14 protein-coding genes are annotated in these 14,710 nt (G+C 55.5%); 4 read left to right on the forward strand and 10 right to left on the reverse strand.

Features of this window, described 5'->3' with window-relative positions:
* Positions 1-164: 164 nt before the first annotated feature.
* Both K1718_RS19895 and K1718_RS19900 read right to left on the reverse strand, forming a co-directional pair.
* On the reverse strand, positions 165-1,694 hold the full coding sequence (locus K1718_RS19895; RefSeq protein WP_265681096.1) for a Do family serine endopeptidase: 1,530 nt from the start codon (positions 1,692-1,694) through the stop codon (positions 165-167).
* Positions 1,695-1,948: 254 nt separating this feature from the next.
* Positions 1,949-2,605: a glutathione S-transferase gene (locus K1718_RS19900; RefSeq protein WP_265681094.1), complete on the reverse strand. Its 657-nt coding sequence runs from the start codon at positions 2,603-2,605 to the stop codon at positions 1,949-1,951.
* Positions 2,606-2,732: 127 nt separating this feature from the next.
* Here K1718_RS19900 and K1718_RS19905 point away from each other — a divergent pair, with 127 nt between their 5' ends.
* Entirely contained in the window at positions 2,733-3,731 is a 999-nt protein-coding gene (locus K1718_RS19905) for a DUF2336 domain-containing protein (protein ID WP_152502617.1), read from the forward strand.
* A gap of 97 nt (positions 3,732-3,828) precedes the next feature.
* Here K1718_RS19905 and K1718_RS19910 read toward each other — a convergent pair whose 3' ends face one another.
* Positions 3,829-4,743, reverse strand: a complete 915-nt coding sequence (locus K1718_RS19910; protein ID WP_265681093.1) for a LysR family transcriptional regulator — start codon at positions 4,741-4,743, stop codon at positions 3,829-3,831.
* A gap of 103 nt (positions 4,744-4,846) precedes the next feature.
* On the opposite strand from K1718_RS19910, the gene K1718_RS19915 reads away from it, so the two are divergent.
* The 3 genes from K1718_RS19915 to K1718_RS19925 all read left to right on the forward strand — a co-directional run bounded on the left by K1718_RS19915 (position 4,847) and on the right by K1718_RS19925 (position 6,987).
* Positions 4,847-5,134, forward strand: a complete 288-nt coding sequence (locus tag K1718_RS19915) for a putative quinol monooxygenase (RefSeq protein ID WP_265681092.1) — start codon at positions 4,847-4,849, stop codon at positions 5,132-5,134.
* A gap of 24 nt (positions 5,135-5,158) precedes the next feature.
* On the forward strand, positions 5,159-5,623 hold the full coding sequence (locus tag K1718_RS19920; RefSeq protein WP_265681091.1) for a nuclear transport factor 2 family protein: 465 nt from the start codon (positions 5,159-5,161) through the stop codon (positions 5,621-5,623).
* A 281-nt stretch (positions 5,624-5,904) separates the two neighbouring features.
* On the forward strand, positions 5,905-6,987 hold the full coding sequence (locus K1718_RS19925) for a DUF2336 domain-containing protein (protein ID WP_152502620.1): 1,083 nt from the start codon (positions 5,905-5,907) through the stop codon (positions 6,985-6,987).
* 31 nt (positions 6,988-7,018) lie between these two features.
* Here the strand turns inward: K1718_RS19925 and K1718_RS19930 are convergent, their stop codons facing one another.
* The 7 genes from K1718_RS19930 to K1718_RS19960 form a co-directional block, all read right to left on the reverse strand.
* Positions 7,019-8,254 carry a bifunctional alpha/beta hydrolase/OsmC family protein gene (locus K1718_RS19930; RefSeq protein WP_265682519.1) on the reverse strand — a complete coding sequence of 412 codons (1,236 nt, stop codon included), beginning with the start codon at positions 8,252-8,254 and terminating at the stop codon, positions 7,019-7,021.
* Positions 8,255-8,371: 117 nt separating this feature from the next.
* The gene (locus tag K1718_RS19935) at positions 8,372-8,857 is read right to left on the reverse strand and encodes a cytochrome c-type biogenesis protein (protein ID WP_152502621.1); all 486 of its coding nucleotides are present in this window, start codon (positions 8,855-8,857) and stop codon (positions 8,372-8,374) included.
* Between the two features lie 4 nt (positions 8,858-8,861).
* Positions 8,862-10,853, reverse strand: a complete 1,992-nt coding sequence (locus tag K1718_RS19940) for a heme lyase CcmF/NrfE family subunit (RefSeq protein WP_152502622.1) — start codon at positions 10,851-10,853, stop codon at positions 8,862-8,864.
* A 37-nt stretch (positions 10,854-10,890) separates the two neighbouring features.
* Entirely contained in the window at positions 10,891-11,340 is a 450-nt protein-coding gene (gene ccmE, locus K1718_RS19945) for a cytochrome c maturation protein CcmE (RefSeq protein WP_152502623.1), read from the reverse strand.
* 66 nt (positions 11,341-11,406) lie between these two features.
* Positions 11,407-12,537 (reverse strand): c-type cytochrome biogenesis protein CcmI, encoded by a 1,131-nt coding sequence (gene ccmI / locus K1718_RS19950; RefSeq protein ID WP_265681090.1) that lies wholly within the window; start codon positions 12,535-12,537, stop codon positions 11,407-11,409.
* 114 nt (positions 12,538-12,651) lie between these two features.
* On the reverse strand, positions 12,652-14,097 hold the full coding sequence (locus K1718_RS19955) for a hypothetical protein (protein ID WP_285806033.1): 1,446 nt from the start codon (positions 14,095-14,097) through the stop codon (positions 12,652-12,654).
* A 162-nt stretch (positions 14,098-14,259) separates the two neighbouring features.
* A complete protein-coding gene (locus K1718_RS19960) occupies positions 14,260-14,697 on the reverse strand; it encodes an RT0821/Lpp0805 family surface protein (RefSeq protein ID WP_152502626.1) in 438 nt (145 codons plus the stop codon).
* Positions 14,698-14,710 lie beyond the last annotated feature (13 nt).

A 14,710-nucleotide genomic window follows, 5' to 3' on the forward strand; every position in this document is an offset into this window, starting at 1 on the left:
GAATGAAAATGGCTGGCGGCGGCGATGGATGTGAGACGCCGCCGCCAGTCAGTGCGGGTTTAGAGGCTAAACCCTAGGCAAAGACCGGCCTGTCGGGGTTTGGGGGCAGAGGGCAGGCCGGTCTTGCCACACAGGGGCCGGTCCGGGGCGGGACCGGGTCCTGATCAGGCAAGGTTCATGGGAAGCGCCACGAACCGTGTTGAGTTGTTGGTCTCGACCCTGAAGAGAACCGCCTTGCGGCCGTCCTTCTCGGCCTTGTCGAGTGCCTTGAGAACATCTTCCGGGTTGCTCACCTGCATCCCGGCGACTTCAAGAATGACGTCACCAGTGCTGAGACGCTTTTCGGCTGCAGGGCTTTCCGGATCGATCTCCGCAATCACAACGCCCTTGCCTTCCATACCGGCTTCGGACTTGGTGGTCAGAACCAGGCCCAACTCATCAAGGCTGGTTTTTGTTTCTTCGACCTGAGGCTGTTCGACAGCAGCCTGTTCCTGCTCCTTCAGACGGCCGAGTGTAACGGTCACGTCCTGTTCTTCGCCGTCACGCCAGATGGTAACGTCAACCTTGGTGTCGGGCTCATAGGCAGCAACGATCTTGGACAGATCACGAGGCCCTTCGACGCTGGTGCCGTCCACCGCGAGGATGGTGTCGCCTGAGCGCAGGCCAGCCTTCTGAGCCGGGCTGTTTTCCTGCGCTTCCGCGACGATGGCGCCGCGGGCCTGATCAAGGCCAAGGCTTTCCGCGATGTCATCGGTCACGTTCTGGATCTGAACACCCAGCCAGCCGCGTACGACTGTACCGTCGTCCTTCAGCTCCATGATGACATCTTGCGCGGTCGAAGCCGGGATTGCGAAGGCAATACCGACATTGCCACCTGACGGCGAGAAGATCGCCGCATTCACACCAATCACCTCACCCTTCATGTTGAAAGCCGGACCACCGGAGTTTCCGCGATTGACTGGCGCGTCAATCTGGATGAAGTCGTCGTAAGGACCGGCGCCAATATCGCGTCCACGAGCAGATACGATACCTGCAGTCACAGAACCGCCGAGACCGAACGGATTGCCGATTGCAACTGTCCACTCTCCGACTTCCGGAGCATCATCGGCAAAATCGACGTAAGTAAAGTCCTTGTCGGCTTCGACTTTCAGTAGCGCCAAATCTGTGCGCTTGTCAGCGCCGATCAGGGTTGCGTTGGACTCGTCACCATTCTGGTCGATGACCGTAAATTCGGTACCGCGATCAATCACGTGATGATTGGTGACAACAAAACCATCTTTGGAGATGAAGAAGCCGGAGCCCTGAGACATGCCGAACTGACGCGGATTGCGACGCTCGCGCTGGCCTTCTTCAGCACCAGGGTTTCCAAAGTCACGGAAGAAGCGTTCAAACGGATGCCCGTCCGGCAGGCCTTTGAAGAATTCCTGGGATCCTTCTCTGCCATTGAAGTTCATCATGCGGGGCTCAACTGCCTGCTTCACGCGAACACTGACAACGGCAGGGCTTACGGTGCTGACAACGTCAGAAAAGTCCGCCGGAGACGCTGCATTCACGCGTACAGCTTCGGCGTGCGCCAACTGGCTGGGGACAATGGTTTGCGCGGTCAAAAGACCCGCAGCGCCGAGCGCGAATACTCCTGCCAGTAATTTGGCGCGGCGAGACCGCAAGGGAGAAACTGACCGACCGTTTTGCATATTATCTTCCTCTGTAGACTTTCAAATTGAAGGTCGTTGCAGGAACGTTTGCGGGGACTCACGTTCCGGTTCGAGAAAGAACTTAGGTAATCGTTCCTTACAGCCGCCTGTCGGTGGCATTACGTTTTTGTAAGATTGTGCTGAAGGGGCGCAGTTTCGGTAAAAGCCCGCTGACTTCTGCGCTGTTGCTCATACAAAAAAGAGGAATGGCAAATGGTCTCTTCGGTCGGAACCAACCATTGCAGAGTTGCTTCTTACGACGAGGGGTCTGGAAACAACACTGGCGCGTTCCCCGCCGTCCATTTCGACCATTTGGGCATTACGGCTTGAAACTGCTCAGAAGCCTCAAATGCTGTAAGCCATGCTTTGATGGCATTCCAAGCCTCTCCGTCGAACCATGTTCGGTCGGAATTGGCAAACTGACGGACAAAGGGAAGAATTGCGTAGTCGGCAAGTGACGCACGTTTTCCCATCAGCCAGGAGCCTTGCGACAAGCGCTTTTCCCACTGCCAGAGGATGTCGGACGCAGCACCGCGCTCAGTTTCACGGTCAGCGTCCTGGTAGCGGGTATCGTATTTGTAACGGTCAAGATGGCGCTTGAATGGGCCGTCGCACATCTCGATCAACTCGAGTGCCTCATCAAGCGTCCCTACTTCGGGCTGCAACCAATGCTCTGGATCAGATTGACGCAGCGTCCACAGCATGATGTCCAAACTTTCATCCAGCACAGTGTTCCCTTCCTTCAGGCAAGGAACTGTTGCCGATGGCGACGTTTTCAGAAATTCAGGAGCCTTGTCACGCAGTACAATCTCGCGCAGTTCAACTGTTTTTCTGCTTGCGTGAAAAGCAAGACGCGCTCGAATTGCATAGGGACATCGCCGAAAGGAGTACAGAATTGGGTAGGTATTCATGCTTATTCTTTACTTCAATCATAAAGTGCAAAAAACACATTATGAAACCAATCAAATGCAACCTAAAGGCTTTTTCTTCACCGGTTGTAAATGAATTGCAGTGATACTTTTGACTTAGGATATCAACATGACTGAGTCGCTCCTTCAACTTGCAAAAGACAGTTCCGCCGACAAGAAACACGAGCTCGCAGAGCACGTGACCGGACTGCTTGTAGCACGGGCAAGCGACACTCGATCAGAAGAAACCAGTCTCCTGAACAATATGCTCGAAGGCGTTTACGATTCTCTGGAATTGGAAGCCCGGAAAACGATGTCCGAACGCCTTTGCACTGTTGAGGCGACTTCAAACAAGCTTGCCGTAGCAATGGCGGGCGATGAATTGCCGATTGCTCAGGCGGTTCTTGAGCGCTCCAATTCCCTTCGCGAGGAAGATCTTCAGAACATCGCTGCAACCAAGGACGAAGCCTATCTGCTTGCGTTGGCCAAACGCGACCACATCAGCAAGGATCTTGGCGGTATTCTCGTCAAACGCGGCAGCAAGAAGGTTAAGCATGCGGTCGCGGCAAATCTGGGCGCCGAGATCACCATGCCGGTGTTCGAGACCCTGGTTAAGGACATGCCCAAACAGCTGGGGGATCGCATCCGGCATCTGCGCAAGTCGAATGACGAACTGCTTGAGGACCTTTTCAAGGACGACGGAGAAATCGCTGCCGGCAAAGAGCTTGTCAAACGCCCGTCAAAGATCAGTCCGAAAGCCTGGCTGATGGGCATCAGGCTGAAGAAAACCAATCTGAACAAGGCAATCTATCAGCTCTCCATCGAGCATAATCTTCTGGATGCCGTTGCACTGTTGTCCTTTTTCTGCGGACTGGACATGAAGTATGTTCACAACCTGATGGTTCGCTTTGATTCAACAGGTATCGCAACAGTTTGCCGTGCAACCGGTATTGGCGCGAAGGAATTTCAAGCCATCTGCAAGGAACGCTGCAAGCACTTGAAGTTTCCCGAAAGCACAGGCAGCAAGTGGTTGACCAACTATCACATGCTTGATGAGACCGATGCCCGGCGCTTGCTGTCGCTCATGAAGATGAAGCTGAAGGCGACAAAACAGGAAAAGGCCGCCTGACCGTTCTCAGAACGGCGAAGGCCATTTGCATTCACGTCTTTTTTTTGAACTCCCTTGCGCAGACGGCGAAGCGGGTACTGTCATCTCTTCCCCTGCTTCAACGCCAGGCAACGGCGCTTGCAAGAATAGTCTCGATCGCTTTGATGGTTGCCCGAACTGACCCGGGCTGCAGTTTTTCATAAGCATGAAGTGCATAAACAGGCGTTGGTTCGAGCGTGTGTTTGCTAAAAAGAGGCACAAGCCTTTTTGCGCGCAGGTCTTCAACAACGCCTATGTCCGGCAACAGTGCGACGCCCAAACCTTCCCTAGCGAGTGCGGCGATGGCTTCGACGGTGTTACTGCGAAAGCTCGTTTTGAAACAAAGTCTTATCGGATTGCCACCTTCTTGAGATTGAAGGATGTGCTCCAGATTCTCAGGCTCACGCACGTGTGCAATGTAAGGCAGTGACTGCGCCCATTCCATGAAGGCCGGATCGTCGGCAGAAGGTGCGGCATCGAGCAGTTCAGGGGCAACGCAAAGCACGTCCCTCAAAGCGCCGACACGTCTTGCCTTCAAACTGCTGTCCGGCAGATCTCCAACAGTCAGTGATACGTCAATACCCTCGGCAACAAGATCAAGCCGTTTGTCGTCAGCGATAACCTGCGGTGTCAGATGCGGAAACTGCCGCCTCACAAGCGCGATCGCCGGTGCTATGACAGTTGCAATCAATGCGTGGGGCGCGGTGATCGTGATCGGTCCAGATGGCCTGGCGCCGAAGGCTTCCATTTCCGTTTGCGCAAGTCGCGACAACGCAATCAGCTCTTTGCACTTCTGGTAGTACCGTTTGCCTGCAGGCGTGAGTGACAAACGTCGCGTCGTGCGTACGGCCAGCTTCACATCGAGCTGGGTTTCAAGTCGCTTCAGATTTTGGCTGACCGCCGATTTTGCCAGGTTCATATCTTCCGCAGCACGGGTAATCGAGCCAGTCTCAACAACAGTGACGAAAGTTTGCGGCAAAACGGATAACATCATTTTTTGTTCTCTAAAAATGAACAGTATTTTCTTTTTTAAACTCTTTTTGGAACAATAGAAACACCTCAAATAAGCGGCACCGGAATTCAACACGGAGCCGATCATGACCCACATTGTTACCTTTGAGTTGACCTCAGCAGACGGGGCGAGTGACAGCCTCGCCACCTTCCTGGAAACCATCCTGCCGGAGACCCGTCGTTTTGAAGGCTGCAAAAACGCTGAATTCGCCCTTTCTGAAAGCGCGCCTGCCCAGGCTTTGCTCATCGAGAAATGGCAATCGAAAACCGCCTTTGAAGCCTATCTGAACTGGCGCGTTGAACGCGGCGACTATGCAAGGCTGCGCAAGCTTCTCGCCGCCGAACCTGCCCTCACTCACTTCACCCAAGCCTGACACCTACATTAGGGAACCAGACCAATGAAACTGAAACATACACTCACCGCCATTGTCGCAATCCTCGCCCTGACCGGTGGACAAATTTTCGCGCAGGAAGCGGAGACGCGTGCTGCCAGCGAATACGAACTCAGCACCGCCGTTGCAAAGGCCAGCCGTGCCTGGCGCGATGCCTTCAATGCTGGTGACGCAACCGCAGCTGCAGCGCTTTATGAAGAAGACGCTATCATGGTCGCCAAACCGTTCGGAACATTCAAAGGCCGTGACGCCATTGAAGCGTTCTGGACAAAACTCATTGAAGATGGATTTGATGATGTCGTCTACTTCAACACATCAACCACAATCGTTGACAAAAGTCTGACCTCCGCGCGCGTTGCGGCGGATTGGAAAATGAACAATGCACAAGGGATCATCACCAATGAGCATTGGGTCCTGCAACCTGACGGCAGTGTCCTGTTGCGCGAAGATCATTTCGAGGTTGCTCAGTAAAAACGGAGGCCCTATCCATCGCCTTTGAGCACCTCCTAACTCCCTCGAAAGGCTCCACTCCCGACCTGCGCGTCCGACAACGATGCGTGGGTCGATTTCGAGTACGCCGATGCGACAATGGAAAGAGCTCTGAACACTTGCATTTGCTGCGTCGCCTCGCTCCTTCACTGTGATTTTTCACAATGCATCCAAGATTAATTGAATTTTTTTGGTGCGTTTTATCCAGTTGTAAACGGTCTATACGGTAGTCCTGAAGGTCAAAAGAACGGATTGGCCCCGATATGATCGAAGATATTCTTAATCTCGCCCAGGAAACCACGCCGGAAAAACGCCATCAGCTCGTCGAACATGTTACCGAGCTGTTTGTAAATGGTGCGGACAGTTACCAGACCGAAGAGATCACACTCTTCAATACGGTGCTTGAAAAGATGTTGCCGACGATGGAGCGGGAACAGAAGAAAGACGTGTCCGAACAGTTGGCCCCGATCGACAGCACGTCAACGGAGATTGCCAACCAGTTGGCCCGCGAAGAGATCGATATCGCCCGTCCGATGCTAACCCAATCCAAAGCACTGGCAAGCGAAGACATTCTCCGTTTAGCCAAGACAATGGGGCAAGGTCACCTGCTGGCCATTTCCAAGCGCGACAATCTTGAACCAAAGGTCACCGACGTTCTTCTGGAGCGTGGTGAAAGCCCGGTCAAACAGTCCGTTGCCGCCAACTCCGGAGCAGAATTCTCCGATTGGGGCTCCCGCCTGCTCATCAAGCTCGCCGAACGCGATGACAAGATCCGCGACGCGATGATGGAACGGGCAGACGTCAGCGAAGCGGACTATGAGAAGCTCATCGCACAGATGCCGAGCGAGCAACAAAAGCGCATTCGTGAGATGCGGTCGCAAAACGAAGAACTCATTCACGACCTCTTCCACAAGGCAAGCAAGGTCGTTGCCAGCTCGAAACTGGAACGCAAGGCAACCCGGATCGACTCCAAGGCTGTCCTGAAAGAAATCCGTGCCGGCCAGCGCACGCTCGGCAAGGCTATTACCAAACTGGCACTGTCAAACAACCTGCTGGATATCTGTTTTCTGCTCGCAGAAATGGCTGGCCTGGAACAGAAATACGTCACCAACGTCATGGTTCGGTACGACGCAACAGGTGTAGCCGTTCTTTGTCGCGCACTTGGCGTGGACAACACAGACTACACCGCATTGTGCAAGGCACGCGCCATGCACAACAAGCAGCCGCAATCGACGGTGGAAAACTGGATAAACGACTATCAGTCGCTGACGGACCGGGATGCGCGCCGCCTGCTGTCCTTCATGAAAATCCGCCTTTCATCGCTCGAAAGCGAGGCAGCTGCCTAACTCAGTCAGCCGCCTCTCTTCGGGGAAGGCTCTATTTTGCGTCTTCGCGGGTCACAACAGCAGCACCAGCCTCCAGCGTCCGATGGACTGGACACTTGTCGGCTATTTCAAGCATGCGCGCGCGCGTTTGGGCATCCAGATCGCCTTCCAGAGAGATAACGCGCTCGAAGCGATCGATCTTGCCGCCCCGGGCTTTCTGCTCCTCAGAGCACTCCTGGCAATCGGCCGCATGCACCTTGTCATGAAAAACCCGCGTCCCGATGCGGTCAAGTTGCAGCCCCTTGCGGTCGGCATACATGCGCAACGTCATCACCGTACAGGCGCCGAGAGCTGCCGACAGGTAACCGTAGGGTGACGGGCCGCTGTCCAGACCGCCATAAGAAGTCGGTTCATCGGCAATCAACCGATGATGGCCAGCAGCAACCATCGCCTGGAACTTGCCCTGCCCCGTCTCGACGACATCAACGCCTTCCGATACCGGGGCATTCTTCGTCCCTTCGTCCATGTCGAGATATCCACTTGCCCAACCGGCGATGACACGCGCCGCATGGGCCGCGTCCTCGCTTCGAGTGAGCAGATGATCCGCCTTGTCGAGCGATACAAAACTCTTCGGGTGTTTGGCAGCGACGAAAATACTGGTCGCGTTGTCAATGCCGACTGTTTCATCCAGAGGCGCGTGCAGAACAAGCAACGGTTTGCCGAGTTTGGCCGTTTTTGATTTCACGGACTGCGCCTCCAGATCCTCCAGAAACTCCTTCCGTATGGTGAAGGTCCGGCCTGCGAGATCAACTTCGCCAAGGCCCTTTTCCCGAATTTCGTCTTCCGCCCCTTTGAAATTGTGGATCACATGATCGGCGTCAGAAGGCGCTCCGATGGTCACCACCGCGCGCACTTCAGGAATGTCGCCAGCAACGCTCAAGACAGCAGCTCCCCCAAGGGAGTGGCCGATAATGAGCTGCGGTGCTTCGTAGTTCTTGCGCAAAAAGTCGGCGGCCAGCTTCAGGTCTTCGACGTTGGAAGAAAATCCGGTGGACGAAAAATCACCCCCGCTGCCGCCAAGTCCAGTGAAGTCGAAGCGAAGAACTGCAATACCCTCGGCCGAAAGAGCACCAGCAATGTGGCGCGCGGCAGGGATGTCTTTTGAGCAGGTAAAGCAATGAGCGAACAATGCAAATGCCCGAATCTTGCCAGCCGGAAGATCCAACCGCGCCGCCAGTTTTGCACCATGCGCGCCGTCAAATTCCAGTTTCTGCGGTCGACTTGCCATATCAAGGCCCTCCAGCGTTTGTCTGCGCCAGAGGTAAGCACGAGCAATTGCCATGCAAGTCACGCCTTGGTGTGAACAGTGTGATCCGCACTCACAGGCGTTGAGCCGGCTGCAAAGTCAGTCCGTTTTTTCCAGCAAGGCTTTGAGGCGCTGCTCTTCTTCAGCTGAGAGTTTCGTATGCGCCGAGCCTGCCTCGGCCTGCAATCGTTTCGAGCGCCCTCGAAGCGTCAGGACAATTGCGATCATGCCGGCGATCAGGGAAATCGGGCCAGCTGCCCACAAAAGGATCGTATGCCAGGCAAGCCTGGGCTTCAGCAAAACAAATTCGCCGTAGCGCGACACCAGATAGTCGATCACCTGCTTGTCGCTGTCACCAGCCACAAGCCTTTCGCGTACGAGGACCCGCAGGTCTTTTGCCAAAGGTGCATCGCTGTCATCAATGGACTGGTTCTGGCACACCATGCAGCGGAGTTCAGCTGAAAGCGCTCGTGCACGCTGTTCCAAAACCGGGTCATCCAGGACCTCGTCCGGTGTGACAGCGTTTGCAGAGGGAACCATCAAGCAGAAACTCAGGACGATGGCTGAAAAGTATGTCTTCCACATGGGTCTACTCTGCCGGTGCTGGCGCTGCCGCCGCGGTGCGTTTTCGTGAGGGTTTGGGCGCGCCGACGCGAAGACGCCTGTCAGCCATCGAGAAGACCGCCCCGAGTGACATGATCACGCAGCCAATCCAGATCAATGTGATCATCGGCTTGAAATAGACCCTGACATCAACCGCGCCATCGCCGCGACTCTCACCAAGCGACAAATAGACCTGAGAAAATCCGGTCGTGTAAATCCCGGCTTCCGTCGTTGGCATTTGCCGCGCGGTATAAACCCTTTTGGATGGATCGAGTTCGCTGACAACGACACCACCTTTGCGGATCGTGAAGTGACCGACCTCTTCGGTGTAGTTGGGTCCCCGCCTGGGAGCGGCTCCGTCAAAGGTTACCTGATAACCGGACAGCTCAACCGAGTCGCCGGGACGCATTGTCTGAATGTGTTCTTCCTGAAAAGCGGATGCGGTCACAATACCAAGAACCGTCACCCCGACACCGAAATGCGCAACCGCAGTTCCCCAGGCTGAACCCGGAAGTCCCCAAAGTCTGGAGATGCCCCGCTTCAAGCCGATTTCAAACAGCTTCACGCGCGTCAGGATCTCAGAAACCGCACCGGCCATGACCCATACACCCAGACCGACACCGAGCGGCGCCAGGACCTTTTCCATGCCCCAGAGCCAGAATGTGAACAGGGTCATTGCCAGCGCAATACCCAGTGCAACGTAAAGCCTCTGACAGGCCGCCAGCAGGTCCCCTCGCTTCCAGGAGAGTATCGGTCCGAAGGGAACCGCCATCAAAAGCGGTATCATCAACGGTCCGAATGTCAGGTTGAAGAACGGTGCGCCGACGGAGATCGTTTCACCCGTTATCGCGTCCAGCACCAGGGGATAAAGCGTGCCGACAAAAACGGCCGCGCAGGCGGCTGTCAGGAAGAGGTTGTTCAGAACAAGCCCTCCCTCCCGACTGATCGGGGCAAACAATCCGCCTTGCTTCAACATCGGCGCACGCCAGGCATAAAGCGCCAGAGAACCACCGATGAAGAAGCACAATAAGCCCAGGATGAACACACCACGCGCCGGGTCGGTAGCGAATGCGTGTACTGAGGTCAGGACACCCGAACGGACAAGGAAGGTTCCAAGAAGCGAGAGCGAAAAGGTGAAGATCGCCAGCAGGATCGTCCAGACCTTCAGCGCTTCACGCTTTTCCATGACGATTGCGGAATGCAAAAGCGCAGTCCCGGCCAGCCAGGGCATGAAACTGGCATTCTCAACCGGATCCCAGAACCACCAGCCACCCCAGCCGAGCTCGTAGTAGGCCCAGTACGAGCCCATCGCGATGCCGAGTGTGAGAAAGCACCAGGCAAGCAGTGTCCACGGGCGGACCCATCGTGCCCACGCGGCGTCAGTCCGCCCCAGGATCAGGGCAGCAACCGCGAATGAAAAGGTGATGGAAAACCCGACATAGCCGACATAAAGAAGCGGCGGATGGATTGCCAGGCCAATGTCCTGAAGGATCGGATTGAGATCCGCGCCTTCCAGCGGCGGGTTCACAACCCGCTGGAACGGATTTGACGTTGCCAGAAGGAACAGTATGAAACCGGCGGTCACCCAGCCTTGAACGGCAAGGGTCAGAGCCCTGAGATCAGCCGGCAGGTTGCCGCCGAAAAAGCCAACCAAGGCGCCGAAAAACACCAGGATAAGCACCCAGAGCAACATCGACCCTTCGTGATTGCCCCAAACCCCTGTGAACTTATAGAGGAACGGCTTTGCCGAATGTGAATTCTGCACGACGTTCAGAACGGAAAAGTCAGAATTCAGGTAAGCCAGGGTCAGGACAATGAAGGATATCAAGACCAGGATGAAAAGCATCACGGAGACTGGAGAGGCAACCGCCATCAGCCGTTCGTTTCCCGTGATACCGCCCCAGAATGGGATGATGGATTGCACCAGCGTCAGAGCGAACGCGAGTACCAGCGCATAGTGTCCGAATTCGATGATCATCGTCGGCCTTTAAGTCCCGTCCATTTCGACCGCAAATCTAGTTTGCAGTCGCCTCTCCACCTTGCCAGTGCCCTTGATCCTTCAGGGCTTCGGCAACCTCCTTGGGCATATAGTTCTCGTCGTGTTTTGCCAGAACGCTGTCTGCGACGAAAATACCGTTGGTCCCGATGATACCTTCCGTGACAACACCCTGCCCCTCACGGAAGAGATCCGGCAGAATACCTTTATAGGACACCTGAACCACGTTCTCCATGTCGGTCACGCGGAATTCAACCTGAGCGTTGTCAGAGCGGACGATGGAGCCTTCTTCGACAAGACCACCCAGTCTTATGCGTTGTCCGTCGGGGATCGTGTTTTGCGTGATGTCAGTTGGACTTTGGAAAAAGACGATCTGATCATTTAGGGCAAACAGGATCAGCCCAAGCGCCACGGCCAGAACGGCACCAGCCGATCCGATCAGCGTCAATCTCATTTGTTTTCTTGTCATGGCTTTGCGTCCGAATTTCAATTGCGAAGTCGTTTGGGCCCCCAAATGTCCCTCACTCGGCTCCGTTCATGATCCAGTTAAGCCTAACTGATCGGCAGCGTCCTTGATCAGAGACAAATCATCCGGATTTTCGGCATAAGCCGTCAGAGCATCTTTCAAGGCGGTTTCCGCCTTCTGTTTTTCACCTAGAACCATGTAAGCGCGCATGAGCTGGTTCCATTCATCCACGCTTCCGCCTTCCGCCGAAAGCCGCTCGGCAAGACCGGAAACCATTCCCTGGATCATGGTCTGGCGATCTTCGGCTGTCATATCTGATGTGGCGGCAACATCTTCTTCCGTGGGTCCTGGCCGATTCGCCAGCGGAGGCGCTGTTCCTTGAAGTTCCGCAAGTTGAGCACGCGCTGCACCCACCCAAGCCTGCGTTTCATCCTCGCCTTCAAGGAGCTGTTCCCAGGCAGCTATCGCCTCATCCGTCCGACCTTCCTGTCCAAGTGCCATCGCCAGGAAAAAGCGTGGTTTCACCGCTTCGGGTTGCAGGCTCACTGCCTGGTCAAAGGCCTTTCGTGCATCTGCTGTCACCAGGCCCTGATTGGCAATTGTGAGCGCTTCACCCATGTCGGTCAGCCAATCGGCATTCGGACCGACAATGCGAAGCGCGTTCGCGTAGGCTCTTGCCGAACTCTCTGGTTGCCCAATGGACATATAAACCGGTGCAATCACCGCCCAGCCCTGGCCGTCTTCGGGATTTTCGGCAAGGTGGCGCTCAACGCGGGCAACCAGCACATCAACAGACTGGCCCTGCGCAGGTCCTTCGAGGCGCGCTGACAGCGGCTGGTCCGGCTGATCCGGTGACCCGAGGAGGACATAGAGGCCGAAAGTTGCAGCCGGCAGGAAAACAATTGCCAGGCCGATTGCAATCTTGTTCTGGAGAGACCTCTCGCTCTTTTCAACTGTTTGAGTCTGCCGCTCGTTAGCCGACAATAGACGGCGCGCGATCTCCGTACGCGCTGCCTCGGCAGCTTCCGGCTCGATCAGCCCCCTTTTCAGGTCGCGATCCACAGTTTCAAGCTGTTCGCGATAAACAGCCTCATCCGCCTTTGAAGCGGCGTCGGCAGGTTGGCGGTTTCTTGAAAGCGGAACGAGAACCGCAAGCGTTGCGGCTGCCGTCAATGCTGCAATAAGGATCCAGAACATCATGGGCGCACTATAGACTACCGGCAGCAGACAAATGCAAGGCGGCTGTCCTGTGACCGGCGGTCGCGGCTCACCAACCAGTAACAATGTACGTTCAACAAGAATTTGGAGATGTCTTCAGCGCCGCCCGAGTGCGCTGGCGACGAGCTTTCGTTCAGGGTTTTTGGGCGCAGCACCCTCTTTCGGCGAACCCTTGCCGACCGCAGACTGCCGGCTGCGCCGCAGCTGTGCGGCATAGTCGGCTCCGAAGTAGATTTCAGAGAGCATGATCGCCGTGTCCGCCGCAGCCGTGTTTGCTTCCAACTGCTGGCCCTTTGCCTTCCCAAGGTCGGTGATCAAGGAACGGGTCATGATTTCCAGCGTCTGCTCGACGGCCTGGCGGGTCCGCTTTCCTATCTCGTTGACAGCAAAAGTTTCCGACGCATTGCGCACCATCGCCACGACCCGAAGCGCCCGAACCGCTTCATCGACAGCAGACTGGTCCACCACGAGATTGCCGCTCTGGTCATGCTTGGGAAGCCGCAAGGCGCGCCGTATGGCCCCGTGGGCCCCGTCAAGTTCACGTGTGACGACACCGGAGATGCTGCGCTTGGTTTCCGACAGCTGCTTGTGCCACTTGCCTGTAACTGTCAGATCGATGTCACGTTCCACGCCACGAACAAGGGAGTGATACTCCGAAAGTGCTTGAGAAAACGCGACAGGATCCGGATTGTGATTACGGTGTTCGAACGCAAGGATCTGCAAGCGTTCGGCCTCGCTCATGACCACATCGACAAACGGGGCGAATTGCGACCCTGCAATGGCTTTCGGATCGTCGTCTCCAACGAGCCTTCCGGCGAAGGTGCACAGCGCGGATGGTGTTTCGGATCGCTCGACCAGTGCTGCTGCGAGCACGGGCACGTGATCGGGGAAACGCGCAGAGCATTTGTCGACCAGTCGTAGAACATCCATGTCTTTCTTCAAACGATGTTCATTGATCCGGTCTGGTATGTTTTGCAACAGGGGCAACAACCACTTTTCGGCGGAAAAAACCTTCAGGATATCCCTGACTTCAGCAACACCCCGTTCGCCGCCGAGTTCAACGCCAATTCGCCGATGCTCTTTCTCTGAGATTTCGGCGCGATGCAATGCCTCACTGATCAGCTCGACGGATCGGCTGCGCAAAGCCTGAACAAGAGCATCAACCCTTTCACCGCTTACGGTCGCATTGCCGGCCTGTTCCAGGACGATCTTTACATCGGTCGCCATGACATCCCGACAAAGCCATGCCCAGACCTTGTCCAGGATGCCCCGGTAAATACGGCCTTCCTGCCTGTTCGGCAGAACCTCGTTGATCAGGAAGTCATCCAACGGCGAGAAAAACATCCGCTGGATCTGGCCGCGCCGCTGCGCCCCGCCCTGCATATCAGGCGTCACCTTTTGAGGTTTTCGAAGTAATTTTACAGCTGCAGCAAGAATAAACTGAATGTTGGGATCTGCGTTCTTTTCGGTTTTGGCGCGTTCCAAATTACGGACCAAAGCCTCAACCGCCTGAGGACTGAGGCTGCCCAAATATGACTTCAATTTGGTTTCAAGCTTGTCCGAATATACCATTCACAGCGTCAACATCGCGATCTCAATCCGACAGATGGTATCCGCAGAGACTTAAGCAATTGTTGAGATAGCAAGTAGCTGTTTGATAATTCTTGGGAATTGCTTTCTGAGATCAAGACCGCAGAACGACCATCAACCGATGACTTGCCACTTGCCACGATCGGTCTCACAGGCTGTACCCCGTGCCTGCAGGATTTGCCCTCGCAGAACCATTTCATGAGTGAACTCTCGACAGCCAGTCTCATTCACATAATAAACCGGACCAGGACGCACCTGGCCACTGCGGCCGGTACGGTCATTTTGCCAGGCCACTGACACGCCGACACCCTTGGCCCGCAACGCCCGGTTCTGAGCATCTTCTGCTGCCCGTCGGTCCGAAGGTTCAAGCGCATCTCCGAACTCGTTGTTTACGAGCACCGAAATTGCAGCGTTGGCTTCAGAGCCTGCGACATTCGCGTTCGGATCGCCGAAAAACGACCCCAATCCGCTGGTGTCCTTCGTGCCGGATGTCATGGAACAGCCGGCCAGAGCGGTGAACAGAGCAAGACATATGGCACTGCGAAAACGCATGCGTTGAAGCTCC

This window comes from Roseibium porphyridii, from assembly GCF_026191725.2.
Taxonomy (GTDB): domain Bacteria; phylum Pseudomonadota; class Alphaproteobacteria; order Rhizobiales; family Stappiaceae; genus Roseibium; species Roseibium porphyridii.